The organism is Paenibacillus silviterrae (assembly GCF_030167925.1).
Classification (GTDB): Bacteria; Bacillota; Bacilli; order Paenibacillales; family NBRC-103111; genus Paenibacillus_G; species Paenibacillus_G silviterrae.
The window spans coordinates 4224221-4240421 of the sequence record NZ_JASKUT010000001.1; the positions used below are offsets into that span (position 1 = coordinate 4224221).

The 16201-nt window shown below is 53.0% G+C and carries 17 protein-coding genes and 1 riboswitch; of the genes, 14 read left to right on the forward strand and 3 right to left on the reverse strand.

Going from position 1 to position 16201, the window contains the following annotated elements:
* The first annotated feature begins 122 nt into the window (after positions 1-122).
* Positions 123-1274: a YecA family protein gene (locus QMO62_RS19475; RefSeq protein WP_284643450.1), complete on the forward strand. Its 1152-nt coding sequence runs from the start codon at positions 123-125 to the stop codon at positions 1272-1274.
* A 121-nt stretch (positions 1275-1395) separates the two neighbouring features.
* On the opposite strand, the gene QMO62_RS19480 is transcribed toward QMO62_RS19475, so the two are convergent.
* Entirely contained in the window at positions 1396-2811 is a 1416-nt protein-coding gene (locus tag QMO62_RS19480) for a methyl-accepting chemotaxis protein (RefSeq protein ID WP_284643452.1), read from the reverse strand.
* Positions 2812-2891: 80 nt separating this feature from the next.
* A riboswitch (cyclic di-GMP riboswitch) is annotated at positions 2892-2977 on the reverse strand.
* 253 nt (positions 2978-3230) lie between these two features.
* On the opposite strand from QMO62_RS19480, the gene QMO62_RS19485 reads away from it, so the two are divergent.
* Genes QMO62_RS19485 through QMO62_RS19510 form a run of 6 tightly spaced genes read left to right on the forward strand, consistent with a single transcriptional unit; the run spans position 3231 to position 9320 of the window.
* Positions 3231-4247 (forward strand): ABC transporter substrate-binding protein, encoded by a 1017-nt coding sequence (locus tag QMO62_RS19485; protein ID WP_284643454.1) that lies wholly within the window; start codon positions 3231-3233, stop codon positions 4245-4247.
* Positions 4248-4276: 29 nt separating this feature from the next.
* Positions 4277-5278 carry a FecCD family ABC transporter permease gene (locus tag QMO62_RS19490; protein ID WP_284644986.1) on the forward strand — a complete coding sequence of 334 codons (1002 nt, stop codon included), beginning with the start codon at positions 4277-4279 and terminating at the stop codon, positions 5276-5278.
* On the forward strand, positions 5275-6318 hold the full coding sequence (locus tag QMO62_RS19495) for a FecCD family ABC transporter permease (protein WP_284643456.1): 1044 nt from the start codon (positions 5275-5277) through the stop codon (positions 6316-6318). The genes QMO62_RS19490 and QMO62_RS19495 overlap by 4 nt, the downstream gene beginning before the upstream one ends.
* Before the next feature lie 11 nt (positions 6319-6329).
* Positions 6330-7193 carry an ABC transporter ATP-binding protein gene (locus tag QMO62_RS19500; RefSeq protein WP_284643458.1) on the forward strand — a complete coding sequence of 288 codons (864 nt, stop codon included), beginning with the start codon at positions 6330-6332 and terminating at the stop codon, positions 7191-7193.
* Positions 7174-7746: a nitroreductase family protein gene (locus QMO62_RS19505; RefSeq protein WP_284643460.1), complete on the forward strand. Its 573-nt coding sequence runs from the start codon at positions 7174-7176 to the stop codon at positions 7744-7746. The genes QMO62_RS19500 and QMO62_RS19505 overlap by 20 nt, the downstream gene beginning before the upstream one ends.
* A 32-nt stretch (positions 7747-7778) precedes the next feature.
* Positions 7779-9320, forward strand: coding sequence for an AraC family transcriptional regulator (locus QMO62_RS19510; RefSeq protein ID WP_284643462.1), 1542 nt, complete (start codon positions 7779-7781; stop codon positions 9318-9320).
* Positions 9321-9358: 38 nt separating this feature from the next.
* Here QMO62_RS19510 and QMO62_RS19515 read toward each other — a convergent pair whose 3' ends face one another.
* Positions 9359-10048 carry an AIM24 family protein gene (locus QMO62_RS19515; RefSeq protein ID WP_284643464.1) on the reverse strand — a complete coding sequence of 230 codons (690 nt, stop codon included), beginning with the start codon at positions 10046-10048 and terminating at the stop codon, positions 9359-9361.
* Positions 10045-10479 (reverse strand): hypothetical protein, encoded by a 435-nt coding sequence (locus tag QMO62_RS19520; protein ID WP_284643466.1) that lies wholly within the window; start codon positions 10477-10479, stop codon positions 10045-10047. Before QMO62_RS19520 ends, QMO62_RS19515 begins: the two co-directional genes overlap by 4 nt.
* A gap of 228 nt (positions 10480-10707) precedes the next feature.
* On the opposite strand from QMO62_RS19520, the gene QMO62_RS19525 reads away from it, so the two are divergent.
* The 7 genes from QMO62_RS19525 (at position 10708) to QMO62_RS19555 (ending at position 16173) form a co-directional block, all read left to right on the forward strand.
* A complete protein-coding gene (locus tag QMO62_RS19525; protein WP_284643468.1) occupies positions 10708-11016 on the forward strand; it encodes a putative quinol monooxygenase in 309 nt (102 codons plus the stop codon).
* Between the two features lie 196 nt (positions 11017-11212).
* Positions 11213-12202: a LacI family DNA-binding transcriptional regulator gene (locus tag QMO62_RS19530; protein ID WP_284643470.1), complete on the forward strand. Its 990-nt coding sequence runs from the start codon at positions 11213-11215 to the stop codon at positions 12200-12202.
* A gap of 168 nt (positions 12203-12370) precedes the next feature.
* A complete protein-coding gene (gene arfA, locus QMO62_RS19535) occupies positions 12371-13873 on the forward strand; it encodes an arabinosylfuranosidase ArfA (RefSeq protein ID WP_284643473.1) in 1503 nt (500 codons plus the stop codon).
* A gap of 253 nt (positions 13874-14126) precedes the next feature.
* Positions 14127-14681 carry a TetR/AcrR family transcriptional regulator gene (locus tag QMO62_RS19540; protein WP_284643475.1) on the forward strand — a complete coding sequence of 185 codons (555 nt, stop codon included), beginning with the start codon at positions 14127-14129 and terminating at the stop codon, positions 14679-14681.
* A gap of 11 nt (positions 14682-14692) precedes the next feature.
* Positions 14693-15118, forward strand: a complete 426-nt coding sequence (locus QMO62_RS19545; RefSeq protein WP_284643477.1) for a DUF3995 domain-containing protein — start codon at positions 14693-14695, stop codon at positions 15116-15118.
* A gap of 87 nt (positions 15119-15205) precedes the next feature.
* Positions 15206-15679 (forward strand): hypothetical protein, encoded by a 474-nt coding sequence (locus QMO62_RS19550; protein ID WP_284643480.1) that lies wholly within the window; start codon positions 15206-15208, stop codon positions 15677-15679.
* Positions 15676-16173 carry a hypothetical protein gene (locus QMO62_RS19555; RefSeq protein ID WP_284643482.1) on the forward strand — a complete coding sequence of 166 codons (498 nt, stop codon included), beginning with the start codon at positions 15676-15678 and terminating at the stop codon, positions 16171-16173. The genes QMO62_RS19550 and QMO62_RS19555 overlap by 4 nt, the downstream gene beginning before the upstream one ends.
* Positions 16174-16201: the final 28 nt, after the last annotated feature.

Here is a 16201-nt window from a genome sequence, read left to right on the forward strand (position 1 = left end):
CGAAGGGAAATAAGCGGGCTGGTAACAGGTTTCTCTGCATAAAAACTTGTAAAAGTTACAGGAAGCCTTGTATAATAATATTTTTAAGAAGGCTGTGAGAGAAAGAAGGAGTATTGGTTTAAATGCTAATTGTAGAAGAAAGCATGATGTCGTTAACCGAGTTGTTGACCTCGCTCACCAAGGACGAGCTTCATAACATTCGCCGAACGTTGAATATTCAACAGGCAAGCCAGTTGAACAAAGCGGACCTGGTTCAACGCTTGTATTCTTATATGATGGAGCATCTGAATCAGCATTTGGAAAAGCTGGACCACAACCGATACAACGTATTGGATAAAGTCTCGAAAGCGCCGGGCTGCAAAGTGCCGCTTAGCGAGATGGTGAAAGACGAGAATTATGACCCCGCGTATTTCCAAGCCTATGGCTTGTTGTTAATTAAGAACGATACCGTCCACCTGTCCGAAGAAATTGGGGAAGGCATGCGTCGTTACGACCCGAAACGTTTGAAAATGATCCTGGATCGAAATACGGACTGGGTTAAGCTGACTCAAGGACTTCTCTATTATTACGGATGCATGGGGGGGCAAGAGCTCAAGGAAAAGATAGAGCATTACACGGGTCAAAGCATCGATGGTAACGAGTACGAGCACATGATATCGGAGCTGGAACAGTACGACGGAAGTGTGAGTCACGGTCCGCACGGATTCTCCCACTACACGGTCGATGACCCGAAGCGGATCCTAGGGGAACAGAGCAATAGACCGGAGCTTGATTATTATCCATTCACGAAGGCCCAGGTGCTGAGTGCTTCGGCTGACGGGTTTGTCGACCGCCATGCGGGTTATGTATCGTTTGTTTCCTTTATAAAAAAGCATTGGACTATGGAAGCGGAGGAAGCGGATCTGATGACCGCAGAGCTTGTGGACCGTATCCAACGGGGAGAATCGCCCTCCGAGCTGGTATCGGCTTTACAGGACGAGTTGGACTTTAAGGACATGCAGCTGGTGCAGCAGCTACTAGATGGATTAATGGTGCTTATGAACAATACTCGGCTATGGGAGCTGAAAGGCTATACACCCCAAGAGCTTTCCCGGAATGGACGGAAGCAGTCGATCCCGCAAGCGCCCTCTCCTTTGACACAAGCTGGTTCGAGGCAAGTTGGCACCGGTACAGAAGGAACCGTGTACAGCTTTCAAACCAAGAAGAAAGTGGGCCGTAATGACCCTTGTCCATGCGGAAGCGGGAAAAAGTATAAAAAATGCTGTCTTGGCTAAGGGAAGTTATAGACCCGGACATGTAAGACCAAAAGGAGATTTGCCATCTGTAATGCCGGATTAAAGTGAGGCACAAGCAAAAGGCACGGACCGTTTTCCTCGGGTCCGTGCCTTTGTACGTTTAAATTTTCGCAATCGATTCGGACAAGGCTTCCGCCATCTGGGCAAGCGATTGCGAGGTCGCCGAATTCTCCTCGACGCTGGCGGCGGTCTCTTCCGTTACGGCGGAGATGCTCTCTACCGAACGCAGCACATCGCCCGATTGAGCGGCTTGCTCCTCACAGGCAGCGGCAATTTCCACCACCTTGCTTGCGGTTTCGTTCAGCTTCGCAATAATGCGCTCGAAGGACTCTCCTGTCATCTGCGACAAGGCCACCCCCTCCTTGACGGCAAGAACACTCAGCTCGGTGTTGTGCTGCATCCCCTTGATGATTCCGGAAATTTGCTTCGTGGCCTCCCGGCTGCGCTCGGCCAGCTTACGCACCTCATCGGCGACGACGGCGAAGCCCCGGCCGTGTTCTCCCGCGCGGGCGGCCTCAATGGCGGCATTCAACGCCAGCAGATTCGTTTGATCCGCAATTTCGTCAATGACCTCAATAATGTCACCGATGGTAGCGGAATCCTGCTCCAGCTTGGACATCTGCCGGCTCACCTGATCCATGCCGGTAATCGAGTTGCGTACCGCTTCCCCGCCCTCCTTGGCAATGGAGACGGTTTGGCTGGAAAATTCGGCGGCCTGCTCCGCGTTCTCCGCCACCGAATTGATCGCAATGGAGAGCTCCGTAATCAGCTCCGTCATGTGCTGTGCGGATTGGGATTGATCGTTGGCGCCGCTGGCAATCTCCTCGGTGCTGGCCGAAATCTGCTGTGCCGAAGCGGAAACATTCTGCGCGGAGGCCATTACGGTTCGGATCACGGACCGCAAATTGTTCAGCATGATCCATCCGAAGGCTGCACTAATGGCCAAGCAAACGATGATAATAGTAATAATAATGGTTTGATTCAAGCTTTGGTTGGCTTCCATTTCCTGAAGAGAGACGGCGATCTGGTCATCCAGACTGGTAAGTGAATCCGCTATGATCGGATCCAGCTCCTTACGGGCCTCGCGCTCTTCGCCAAAATGAAGCTTCAGCGCTTCGGCAGGATTGCCTTGATTGTACGCGTCGAGAACTTTTTTGCTGGCGGCGGAGAAGTTAATGAAGTTTCGGCTGATTTTGTCGATCGTCTGCTGCTCCTCAGGACCGAGCTCCTTCATTCTGCGAAGCGTTTGCAAATAACCGTCGATCTCGGCGGTCTTCGCTTTCATTTCCGGCAGGTAGCTTGCATCACCTTGAAGGAGGAAGCCTCTCTCGTCATTGGATAAACCCGTTAACCGAAATTGAATGGATTTCATGTGAAACCGGTACTCCTGCTTTTGCAAGAGGGCATTGTACATCTTCTGATTGTGTTCGGTGTTAATGTAAAAATAAACCCCAATGAAAACAATCATGCTAAGCAATGTTGCGAGAACAAGTAGAAGCTTCGTCTTCAGTCTCATGGATGTTGGCCTCCCGATTTTTGTATGACTGGATATCAATGTAAATAAAAAAACCGCCAGGAAGCCGGTTTTCGTACAGCTTCGGCAGCCCGGCGATCGTAGTTTATGAAACCTTAGACCCGTAGCTTTGCGTCCCCGCCTTTCGAGGGGTTTGCCGTTGACGAAGAATATTCGATTTAGTAGAAAGGACCTAATCCCCCATAGTATAAAGTGTACTTTAGAAATTATCAACAAAAATCGACAAATTTCCCGTTGGTTGAGATAAATTCAGTAAAGCAAACGGATAAAAAAAGATATGTACTTTGGAAAAAACGCATCCTATAATGATAATGATAATTATTATCAATACAATACACCGAAGCAAACGCAGTCCGAGCTGCATTGTCTGCATTAGCTATGGGTAAGGAGGAAGCAACAATATGAAGGCTTTACGATGGATGGTCCTATTGGTACTGGCGCTGGCGGTTTCTGCCTGCGGAAGTACAGCGGCACCGGGAGGAACGGCGGGAAGTACTGTTAATCAGGCAGCTTCTCCGGAAGCGGGGAAATCGAAGGACCAGGGCGGGGCGAGTACAGCGGCAACAGGGGAAAAAATCATTAAGCATGCCATGGGAACGGCAACCTTAAAGAAAAAGCCGGAGCGGGTGGTCGTTCTTTTCAACGGGATGACGGATATTTCGCTTCATCTGGGCGTAAAGCCTGTCGGCTCGGTAGAGTCGTGGGAAGAGAAGCCGTGGTACAACTATTTGCGGGCGCAGATGGACGGGGTAAAAAACCTCGGCGAGGAAACCCAGCCCAATGTAGAGGCCATTATCGCGCTCAAGCCGGATTTGATTATCGGAACGAAAAATCGCCATGAGAAGATTTATCCTCAGCTGGAGAGCATTGCCCCGACGATCATGACGGAAGAGATTTTCGATTGGAAGGCGAACCTGAAGATTGCAGCCGATGCGCTCTACAAGCAGGAGGAAGGCGCTAAGATTCTAAGCGAATGGGATCGCCGTGTGGCGGAGTTTAAGCAGAAGGCGGGAGATAAGCTGGCCAAATCGGAGGTATCGATTGTCCGGTTTGAACGGGACGGCAGCGCGCGCTTCTATGCGACAGGGTTTGCCGGCACGATCTTCAAGGAGCTCGGCTTACCTCGTCCGAAAGCTCAAATGGTGGAAGGCAAGGCCGTGGTGAACCTCACCTCGAAGGAGCAGATGTCGCAGTTGGATGGGGACTACATATTCGATATTACCCGTCTCAATGAGAATGAGCCGACGGTAGCCCAATCACAAAACGATTGGACCTCTCATCCCCTCTGGAAGAGCCTGAAGGGCGTCAAGAACGGGAAGTACTATAAGGTCGACACGATCACCTGGAACTTGGCCGGCGGATCCATGGCGGCAAAGGCGATGCTGGATGACCTCTACCATTATTTTGAAATCAAGTAGTTCCTAGGGAGCGTTTCGCCATGAATCTAATGCATTCGACTGTAGGAAAGGCCGGCGGACTGCTGGCTCTCCTGCTGGTCCTGCTGCTGAGCTTTGTCTCCAGCGTCCTATTCGGTGCGACCCAGTACGATTGGCATACCGCCTGGGCGTCTGTCTTTTATTACGATGAGAATGTCGCCGACCAAATCATTATCCGCACTACTCGAGTGCCGAGAGCATGCATTGCCGCAGCCATAGGGGCCAGCCTTGCCATCGCAGGTACGCTGATGCAGACGCTGACACGCAATCCGCTTGCTTCGCCCAGTGTACTAGGAGTGAATGCCGGGGCTACCTTCTTCGTCGTCCTAGCGGCCATCGCCTTCTCGATTTCATCCATGCAATGGCTGATGTGGATCTCCTTTGCAGGAGCTGCCTTGGCAGCCGTATTCGTCTATGTGCTGGGTTCGATGGGCAGAGACGGTTTGACTCCTCTCAAAATCGTCCTCGCCGGCGCAGCCATGTCCGCCTTATTCGCTTCGTTTACCCAAGCGATTCTGGTGCTGAACAAGCAAGGCCTCGGCACGGTGCTGTATTGGCTGACGGGAACGATTGCGGGCCGCTCTCCCGATATGATTATGGCTGTATTTCCTTATATGGCGGTGAGCTGGGCGGTGGCATGGTTCATTGCAAGAGATATGAATCTGCTCCTGATGGGCGAGGATACGGCGAAAGGCTTAGGACAAAGGACGATGTGGATCAAGCTGACGGCCGGGATCATTATCGTCGTTCTTGCGGGCGGCTCCGTTTCGGTAGCGGGACCGATAGGTTTTATCGGGATTGTAATTCCGCATATTGCGCGTTATATCGGCGGAACGGATCATCGGTGGGTCATTCCGTATTGTGCCGTGCTCGGTGCAACCCTGCTTCTTCTGGCGGATGTGGTCGCAAGATTTATTATGATTCCCTCGGAAATGCCGGTAGGCGTGATGACGGCCGTGATCGGCGCCCCGTTCTTCATTTATATCGCGCGAAGGGGGCTGGCCAAAGCATGATGCAGCATGTTCCTATTCGGTTCCGGCGCCGGGGAATTTCCTTTTTGCTTCATAAAAGAACGGTTGTGACATCCTTCGTTTTGCTGGCTGCTTGCATCCTCATTGCCGTGGCTAGCACAGGTATGGGGGAAATGTACATTTCTCCCGCCGATGTCATTCGAAGCGTATTCGGCATGGGGGCCGAAGAGCATTCCATGGTTATCCAGAAGCTGCGCCTTCCCCGGATTGTCATTTCCCTGCTGGTAGGGAGCTCCTTGGCAGCGGCGGGCGCCATCCTGCAAGGGATCATCCGGAATCCGCTCTCGTCACCCGATATCATGGGCGTTACAGGAGGCGCCTCCGTCGCAGCGGTGTCCTTCCTGACGTTATCCGCAGGCGCGTTCAGCATTCGCTGGCTGCCGGTCAGCGCGATGCTAGGTGCGGGTCTTGTATCGGTCGTCTTGTATTTGCTTGCCTGGAAAAAGGGGGTTACCCCCATCCGGCTCATTCTGGTCGGAATCGGGATGTCGTCCCTGACGTCGGCTGCCACCACGATGATGATCGTCTTTAGCGAGAACAAGGATGTGAGCCAAGCGTACCTATGGCTGACAGGCTCGGTGTACGCCTCCAATTGGGAGAACGTCCTGACGGTGCTGCCTTGGACGGTGATTCTGATTCCTCTCTCCTTCCTGATGGCCCGCCATGTGAACATCGGCCAGCTCGGGGATGACGTAGCGGCAAGCGCAGGAAGCCGGGTTGAACGAAACCGCTTGGTATTGCTGTTCATCAGTGTAGCCTTGGCGGGCTCGGCCGTGTCCGTAGCCGGAGGGATCGGGTTTGTCGGCTTGATAGCCCCGCATATGGCCCGCAAGCTGGTGGGCTCCAGCTTCGAGAGTGTGCTTCCCGTCTCCGCCCTGCTGGGCGGCGCGATTGTTATGCTGGCTGATCTGGCCGGGAGAACCTTCTTCCTTCCGCTCGATATTCCGGTTGGCGTATTTACCTCGGCTGTGGGCGCTCCCTTCTTTATCTATTTGCTGTACACCGAGCGCAATTCCAAATAGGAGAGATGACCATGCATTCCTTAGTGGCTAGAAATCTGCATTTGACCTATGGTAACGAAAGCATTATCGAACAGCTCGATCTGTCCATACCCAAGGGCAAGATTACCGTCTTGATCGGCTCCAACGGCTGCGGCAAATCGACGCTTCTCCGCTCGATGGCCCGCTTATTGAAGCCGTCCAAGGGAGAGGTCGTGCTGGACGGCAAGCAGATTGCGAAGATCCCCACCAAAGAGATCGCAAGGCGCTTGTCCATTTTGCCGCAGGGACCTGTCGCTCCGGAAGGGTTGACCGTATTCCAGCTGGTGAAGCAGGGGAGGTATCCGTATCAGCATTGGCTAAAGCAGTGGACGGAGGAGGATGAGCGTCTTGTCCGGGAGGCGCTGCGCGTCACCAAAACAGAGGCGCTGGCCGAAATGCCCGTTGATTCCTTGTCCGGCGGACAACGGCAGCGTGCGTGGATTGCGATGACCCTGGCTCAAGGGACGGACACGATCCTGCTGGACGAACCGACAACCTATCTGGATATGGCCCACCAAGTGGATATTTTGGATTTGCTGTTCGAATTGAATGAACGGGACCGGCGGACGATTGTCATGGTTCTCCATGATTTGAATCTTGCTTGCCGATACGCGCATCATCTTGTCGCTATCAAGGATAAAACCGTCTATGCGCAAGGAAAGCCGGAGGAGGTGATCCATCCGCAGCTGGTCCGGCATGTATTTGGGATGGAGTGCAGCATCGTGGAGGATCCCTACTTCGGTACGCCGCTCTGTATTCCGCAGGGGAAAGGCCGACGGGCCGAGCGGAAGTACGGTTCGATCGAAACCATCAAGGAGCCTAAGGAGGCGCAAAAAAGTGAGCTTATTAGCGTATAAACATGCCGGGACGATGGCGGAGCTGATCAAGGACAGAAGAACGATCCGCGATTTCAAGAGTGACCCTGTACCGACGGAGTTGATTGTGGAATTGCTGAATGTCGCGGTGTGGGCGCCCAACCACGGCAACAGGCAGCCTTGGCGCTTCCTGCTGTATAAGGGAGAGGGGCGGTCGATCCTGGCGGATGCCATGCTCCGGACCTATTCCGACGAGGAAAAGAAGAAGCACGGGGAGCCCAAGTGGAACTATTTCATGAACGTCCCCGCCCATCTCGTGGTGATTATGAAGGAGGATCCTCGCCGGAAGCAGTGGGAGGAGGACTACTGCGCCGTCAGTGCGCTCATCCAAAATTTCCAGCTGGCGGCATGGGAGCAGCAGCTTGGCGTCGTATGGAAAACGAACCATTATAATTATGACCCCCAGTTCCAGGAAGCGGTGGGCTTGCAGCTGGATGAGAAAATCATCGGCGTTCTGCACATCGGGTACCCGAGGTCCGTTCCGGACGTCCAGCCGCGCAGGAATGCGGAGGAGCTGCTGACGATCATCGGCTGATGAACGGTCCCAAAGAAGAAGGAGGAGTTGCTATGCCAACCGTTCCCAACCAAGCGTACTGCCTGCCGCTGCTCTCCTCCATAAGAAGAAGGCGGTACTTGAAGGGGACATCCTTACTTACCAAGCATATTCCAAGCGATATGCTTATTCTTGTTATCGGGGGCAAAGGCATGCTCTGCACGGGGCAGGAAGTGCTTCCCATCCATCCGGGGCGGTCTTTATTTTTCCCCCGAGGAACGGCAATAGAGGTCATACTTGAGTCTAACCAAGTTGATGTATATCTTATGACGGTGGTCCAAGTAGCGATTGCGAAGCGAAAGGGGCAATGGAGCTGTACGAACGGAGCGAATCCTGACCTTTGGCCAACCGGCAAAATCGGTAAGCGATATGTGAACCCCCTGCTAGAGGAGATGGAGCAGCTCCATGAGCAATGCCGGACTCAAAGGGGCAGCTCTTCCGAACGGCAGCTGAAATTTCAAGCCCTCCTTGAAGCGATGCGGCAGGCTCGGCAGGAGTCGGACGGGAAGGAGGAAGGGGGTAGCGGGATCGATCAAAGCATCGTTTTCATGCACAAGCATTTCCATTCGAAAATAAAGCTGGAGACGCTGTCGGGCATTGCCGGCCTGACCCCCACCTCATATTCGCGGAGCTTTAAGAAGGCGAAGGGAATCTCTCCGCTCGAATATGTGAACCGGCTTCGGATTCACTCCTCCAAGCAGCTGCTGCAGCAGCAGGAGGTAACGATTAAGGATGTGTCCGCCGCATTGGGCTTCAGTAATGAGTTTTATTTCAGCCGATTGTTTAAAAATACGGTAGGCATCTCTCCCGCCTTGTTTATGAAACGAAGGCAGCTGAGAGTTGCCGCAGCCTCCTGTTTCCGGTATCAGGATTGCTTGCGGTCCCTGGGGGTCTCAGTGCCGTTTGAATGGAATGCCTATCAGCTGATGGGCGCGGACGAAGAAGAGCGGAGCCGGATGCTCCAAGCGCAGCTGGAAGCACTGCGAGGATACCGTCCGGAGCTCATTATTGCGGACTCCAGGCATTCGCCCTTCTATGAGCGCTTAAAGCAAATCGCTCCAACGGTGATCGTTGATCTGACCTACGACTGGCGCTCGCACTATATGAGGCTGGCTGAGCTGGTCGGCAGGGAAGAAGAAGCCCGGCGAACGATCGGCCAGCTGGAGCTGAAGGCTAGCTATGCCCGCAAAATACTGGCCCACACGATGAGAGAGGTCCCGGTGTCTCTGATGCGGCTTTATAACGGAAGGATTCGCGTGCAGGGGATGGTGGATCACCCTGTTAGTCACCTGCTTTATACTGAGCTGGGATTACAGCCGGGAAGCTGTGTTCCTCTCCATGAAAGAAACCGGGAATATTGTCTCGAAAGCCTGCCGCCGCTAGATTCGGGCTATTTGTTCGTCTACAAGCATTCGCTGCAGGCGGAGGAAGCCGAGCAGGCGATGAGTGCGTTGGAGGGCTATCCGGTCCGCTCGGTTCCTAACTGGGTCCGGATGAGCTGGTCGCCGGGCGGACAGCATCAAATCATCGATGAGCTGCTGGAATGGCGAGCGTGAACGGAATAAGGCACCAACCTGTCAGGCAGGCTGGTGCCTTATTTAATATATACGCTGCCGAAGGGCAGCACCTCCCGGAGCAGCCGTTTAAACCAGCCGTCGCCCGACAGACGGTCCTCCAGCTGGCGGTCGCGGGAGCCCGATTGAACGAGCACGCTCCCCGTCCCGCGAATTTCCCACTGCACATTCATATGCTGGCTGGCGAGGGAGTTGCCATAAACGGAGAGATGAATGAACGCGTCCTCGGGGTAAGCGATAAGCGCGTTCTTATCGACGAAGAGCGGCTGGGACGGATCAAGCTCCATTACGGCGGCGTCTCCCGCGGCTAGAATACCGAGGGTGCCGGGACCGGAAAATTTCATACGGACCAGCTCCCGAGAGATCCAGGCTGTCTTCAGCTTCAGTATCTTGCTCTTCATGGACATCCCGTCCGTGAAGTAGATGACATGGCGAAAGTCGAACAGCAGGCTGCTGTCGGCGGGAAGCTCGTAAGAAATGAGGGAGTGTCCCGTAGGCAGCCCCAGCAGGAACTCGGAGGGCCCGGTCAGGACGGACCGAACCCATCTTCGCTTGCGATAGGCTCCGCCCAGATCCATCCATCGGTCCTCCCGATGGCCGGGCTGGCCCCGGTAAGCCAGAATGGAGCCGGGATGCAGAACATGCAGCGCTTCCCCGCCGGACAGTTCGATTCGGGCGTGCCCCGTAGGCTGCGGTGCGCTGACCTTCATAGCATCGTCACCTCATGCTCTTCTTTACGCTGCTTGCGCCAGACGGTGTAGCGCCAGATGCGTACGGCCGCCGCGTAGCCAAGGACAAGCAGGATTGCCGTGATACCCGTTGAGGTGAGCTGGCGATATAAGGTGCGGCGGTCCGCATTCATTTCTTCTATGCGGCTCTGCAACTGCTGATTTTGTGCGGCCAAAGCCTCGTTCTGCTTCTGCAGCTCGGCATTCTGCTGCAGGAGCTGCTCCGCTTGCTTTCTGGACTCCTCTATTTGCTGTGTCGCTTCCGTCACATGGGCTTGAAGCTCCTCCACTTTCTCGGGCGCTTGGTAAATACCCTTGATTCGATCCAGTACTCCTGCATGGGCGGAGGCGGCGTCCGTTACTATTCCTAGTAGTACAATGAAAATAATAGAAAAGAGCAGTTTTTGCTTCACGAGTCTATCACCTGCTTTTTCATAGATTTACTTCCATTTTACTTTGTATTTCGATAAAGTTCCATTCCAGTCATGTCCATTGGTGTCGAATCTTCCAATTCACAGCTTTTCCCTTGTTGGGCGGCGGTAAGCTTCATGTCGCTTTTTTACAATACTCCCTCGATGATTCGCCGTATAATAAGATGGAACGAAGGACTCAAGTTCAAACAGGGTAAAGGTGGAGGAGCAATGAGTAGGTTCGGAACCCACGTTACATTTACAACCCAACCAGGCCAGAGGGATCGTCTGCTGGAAATCCTTTTGGAGGCTGGGGCTGCCATGGAGAACGATAAGGAATGCGAATTATACCTTGTCCATGTTTCGGATACAGAGGCGGATACCATCTACGTAACTGAAGTGTGGGGCAGTCAGGAGGCTCATAAGGCTTCCCTCGACGAGGAGGCAACCAAGGCCTCGATTCAAAAGGCCATGCCGCTGATAGCGGGGGTCGAAGCCGTCCGCTTCAGGCCCGTAGGCGGTAAAGGGCTGACAACATAGCCGTACAGGGGAACACCACCCGAAGAGGATGGTGTTTTTTTTAATTGTCATCATGTGAAATACAATGGCAGTGCAGTGCATTTTTCTTTTCAGTCCCGCGGGGGAAGGTATATAATACTTGTAAACCCGCGAGCAATCGCAATAGAAATGCCCTGAGCATACGAAGCCGGGGTCAGCATAGGAAAGAGGAGTCGGTATGGCAGTAACCATTAAAGATATAGCCGATCTGTGCGGCGTTTCTACCGGAACCGTGGATCGGGCGCTAAACAACCGGCCGGGGATCAGCAGCAAGACCAAGAGCAAAATCCTTCGGGTCGCCGAGGAGCTGAATTACAAACCGGACTATATGGCCTCCAGTCTCGCGCGCGGACGGACGATGACCATTGGGGTTGTGCTGTTCGACTTGCATAACCGTTCGTTTGCCCAGCTCATGAATGCAATCGAAAGCCGCTGCCGGGAAAAGGGCTATTTTGTCAATTTGCTGCTCACGGGCAAGGATAAGGAAAACGAGAGTAAATGCATTGAACATTTAGTGAGCCGCAAGGTGGACGGGATTATCCTCTTCACGGTGAATGAAGGGGAGGAGTACGACCGGTTTTTGCAGGAGCAGCAGGTTCCGATCGTCACGATCTGCAATCGCATTTCCGACCGGTGGAGCTATGTAGGGATCAATGATCGTCAGGCGATGAGGGATGCCGTGGATTATATATGCTCCCTGGGCTACGAGGAGTTCATCTATGTTTGCCCGCCGCTGGCCAAGAAGAACGAATCCAACATCTACACGCAGGAAGAGCGTCTGGCCGGCTGTCTGGAGAGCTTAAAGGCAAATGGCGTACGGCGGGAGCCGCTGATCATTACGGAGAAGGACTATGTATCCGTACTGGATAGCATCGATTTACGGGCATCCGGCCGGACGGCTATCATCTGCTCTTGTGACATTTATGCGCTGGAAGTATTGAACCATATCAAGTCCAAAGGGCTGAAGCTGCCGGAAGAGGTTGGAGTCATGGGCTTTGACAATATCGACGTCCTCAAATATGTAACGCCTGCCTTATCCACGGTGGAATATGCGGTAGAGGAGTTTGGGGTCAGGGCGGTGGATGCGTTGATTCATCAGTTGGAAACAGGGGACCTACGTCCTGAGCCGCTGCTGGCTTACCGGATTATCCGGGGAGAATCGATCTAATGGCTGGATGGAAGATTTCGGATTGACGGTGTTGGGGTGCTCTGCTATAGTAAAATTAAATCGTGTGCGCACACGAAACATGGGAATCGATGTGAAATTCGCACGGTCCGACGCCGTTCGTCCATTTTCGTGTGCGCACACGGAACCCGAGGGGAGCCCTGATAAGATATGAAAAAGGCAAGTATGATTATCGACAAGGATTACCAAATCTCCAAGATCGATCCGCGCATTTACGGCTCATTCGTCGAGCATCTGGGGCGTTGCGTCTATGGAGGCATCTATGAGCCTGGACATTCGTCAGCGGACGAGCAAGGCTTCCGCAAGGACGTCATAGACATGGTGAAGGAGCTGAACGTGCCTCTCATCCGTTACCCCGGCGGTAACTTTGTCTCCGGCTATAACTGGGAGGACGGCGTAGGTCCGGTAGAATCCCGCCCTCGCCGGTTGGACCTGGCGTGGAGGACGGTGGAGACGAACGAGGTCGGCACGAACGAATTTGCCGATTGGGCGAAGCGAGTCAACGCGGAAGTGAATATGGCCGTCAATCTGGGCACCCGCGGCATTGATGCCGCAAGAAATTTGGTCGAATACTGCAATCATCCGTCTGGTTCCTATTATAGTGATTTACGCAGATCCCATGGCTATAAGGAGCCGCACAAATTCAAAACCTGGTGTCTCGGCAACGAAATGGACGGCCCGTGGCAGATCGGACACAAAACGGCGGCGGAATACGGTCGGATCGCTACGGAGGCAGCCAAGGTCATGAAATGGGTCGACCCGACCATTGAGCTTGTAGCATGCGGCAGCTCCTCCAGAGGGATGCGTACCTTCGCGGAATGGGAAGCAACGGTTCTGGATCACACCTATGATCATGTTGAGTATATTTCGCTGCATACCTATTACGGAAACCCGCAGAATGATATCTCGAATTTCTTGGCCAAATCGCTCGACATGGATTCTTTCATTAAATCGGTGATTTCGATATGCGATTATGTGAAGGCGAAAAAGCGCAGCAAGAAGCAGATCAATCTTTCCTTCGACGAGTGGAACGTATGGTATCACTCCCACGAGTCCGACAAGCGCTTGGAACCTTGGACTGTAGCTCCTCCTCAGCTGGAAGACGTGTATAATTTCGAAGACGCTTTGTTGGTAGGCTGTATGCTGATTACTCTTCTCCGTCACTCCGACCGGGTGAAGATTGCCTGCCTTGCTCAGCTGGTGAACGTGATTGCTCCAATCATGACGAACAACGGAGGAGAGACTTGGCGCCAAACGATCTTCTATCCGTTCATGCACGCCTCCAATTACGGCCGCGGCACTGCGCTGCAAACGATCGTGAAGTCGCCGGTCTACGACAGCAAGGAATTTACCGATGTGCCGTATCTGGAATCGATCGCCGTACATAATGAAGAGAATGAGGAGCTGACGGTCTTTGCCGTGAATCGGGATACAACGGAAGGACTGCTGCTGGAGTGTGATGCGCGTCAATTCGAGGGATACCGTGTGGTAGAACATCTGGTGCTGGAGAATGATGACATCAAGGCCGCGAATACGGCCGAGCGTCCGGATGCCGTGAAGCCGCACAGCGGCGGAGAAGCGAAGCTGCAGGACGGCCGGCTGACGGCGCCGCTGCCGAAGCTTTCCTGGAACGTGATTCGGATGAAAAAATAGCGATGCTGGAAGGACACCGTAATAGGTGTCCTTCTTCTTTTTTCTCAAAAGTGGTTGGTGTTTCCAGCGGGTAAGCCGCCACGCTATGGAGTGGAGACCACAAGTTCGGTTCGGTACGCAAAGATCTTTGAATGACGCCGAGAGGCGTATTTTGTGGCATTTTCTAGACGTTTCCGTACAGATATTGTTTTATACAAAGGTTTCCATTATGATGGAATTATATGTACGGTATCGTACAGAAGGGAGTGGTCGCTTGCCTAGAATTGTGGTAACGGAAGAGCAATGGATTCAAAAGGGAATGGAACGATTCGCCCTACATGGGGCGGAGGGCTTGGTTATTGAAAAGATGTCGTCGGAACTCGGCTGCAGCAAAAGCAGCTTTTATTGGTACTTTAGCCATCGCGATGAGTTTCTTAAACGGATCATCGACAAATGGACGGAGATCACGACGAGCCAAGTAATCCGGCGTTCGTCCGAGCAGGAGTCGGCTGAGGATAAGATCACCGGGCTGTTGCGGCAGATGTTCTCCGCTACACGCAAAGGGGACTTCCTATTTTATTTGCGAAAGCTATGTGAGCAGCAGTCCGATTACCGGAACGTCATAGATCGGGTGGAGCAGGAGAGAATGAACTACGCTCGCGGACTATTCATGGATGGGGGATTGCCGTCCGAGGCAGCTTATCACAAGTCACACATCCTATATCATTATTACTTGGGATGGTATGAGCGGCATAAGCATGAACTGATAAGCGAAGAGGCATTACAGGAGCATATCGATACGCTTCGGAAGCACCTGCTAGGGATTTGAGGAGGGAGAACATGACGGTTGTTTTTGCTTGGGTGGTTGGCATGATCCTGTTCGCAGTAAGCGGTATTCATCTGTACTGGATGGCGGGAGGGAGGAAAGGCGCTCTAGCCGCCATTCCCAGTACCGGTTCTGAGCCGGTATTCCGTCCGACGAAGATCGCTACGGGGATCGTGGCAGGAGCGCTGGCCGTGGCCGGGTTGTTCGTGCTGCAGCTCGGCGGGGCGGTGCCGGGACTATTGGTGTTTCCCGGCTGGTTCATGACCTACGGCGGCTGGACGTTAGCTCTGGTGTTCTTGATCCGGGCCGTCGGCGATTTTCGCTGGGTAGGCTTCATGAAGCAACGGAGGGGCTCGGTATTTGCCCGTTGGGACACCCTTCTCTACTCTCCGCTTTGCTTATTTTTAGGGCTTTGCCTCATCAGCATCATGCTGGGTTGAGGCATGCTAAGATTTTGTCCAATTCCCCGTATATTCCTAGCCCATTATAACAATAATTAGAAAAAGCCTTTACCGGGGAGGATATATATGGGGTTCGTTGTGATTTTCTCAGCAACTTGGCTTGCCGTCCTTGCCTTTTACATGATGAACAAAAGCTTGTCCTTCATGGATAATACCGTAGTGCTTCTCATGGCGTTGATCTTAGGGGTTAACCTGTCTTGGCTTATTGTCGAGGAGTTTCAGTGGGTTCAGCTGACGAAGGATCCGCTGCTGTATACGGGCTATCTTCTGAACCGGACGTTGCTTCAGCCGTTGATTCTTGTCTTATGGATAAATTACATGGTATTGAAAAAAACGACCGAGGCTTATTTTTTCGCTACCTTGGCGTGTACGGGTCTACTGCTCGGCTTCAACAGCCTTGCCGAATACTACCAGATCTATAGATATGTCCAGTGGAATGTATTATACGACTTTCTGTCCGTGGTGCTTCTGCAAGGGTCGCTGCTTTTGGTTTACAGACTTGCTTCCAAGTGGATGTATGCAGAGGAGGAACCGGCATGATCTTGTGGGAGCATTTTGACAAAAACGAATGGTATATCCTGAGTATGCTTGTTATTACCTATGGTGCCATCTGGCTGCTGCCCAAGAGATTGCCCCGAAGTCTACTGATTGCAGGCTTTGTATGGGGATTCGCCAGCTCGACGCTCTTCGACTTTACGATCGGCGGGGGACTGATGGATTTCTACCGAGTCAACGATACGAACAGGTATGAGCTGACGGATCTTTTGGTGTACTTTATGTTCGCGCCGTTCGGCTATTTCTTCGTCTATTTTTTCGAGGTGATGAAGATTACGAGGAAAACGGTTATACCTTATATTTTGGGCTGGACGGTGCTCGGGGTTGCGGTGGAATGGGTATCGGAGCAGATGGGAATGACCACATATCAGCACGGATATAGGCTGGAATACAATGTCGCGGTGTTCCTGGCTGTCCAAACCGTAATGGCAGTAAGCTATATGTATATGAAAAAGCACCGCCTCATCGGAAGGCAATGAAAGGGCCGCTGATGCGGGTCACCCGAAG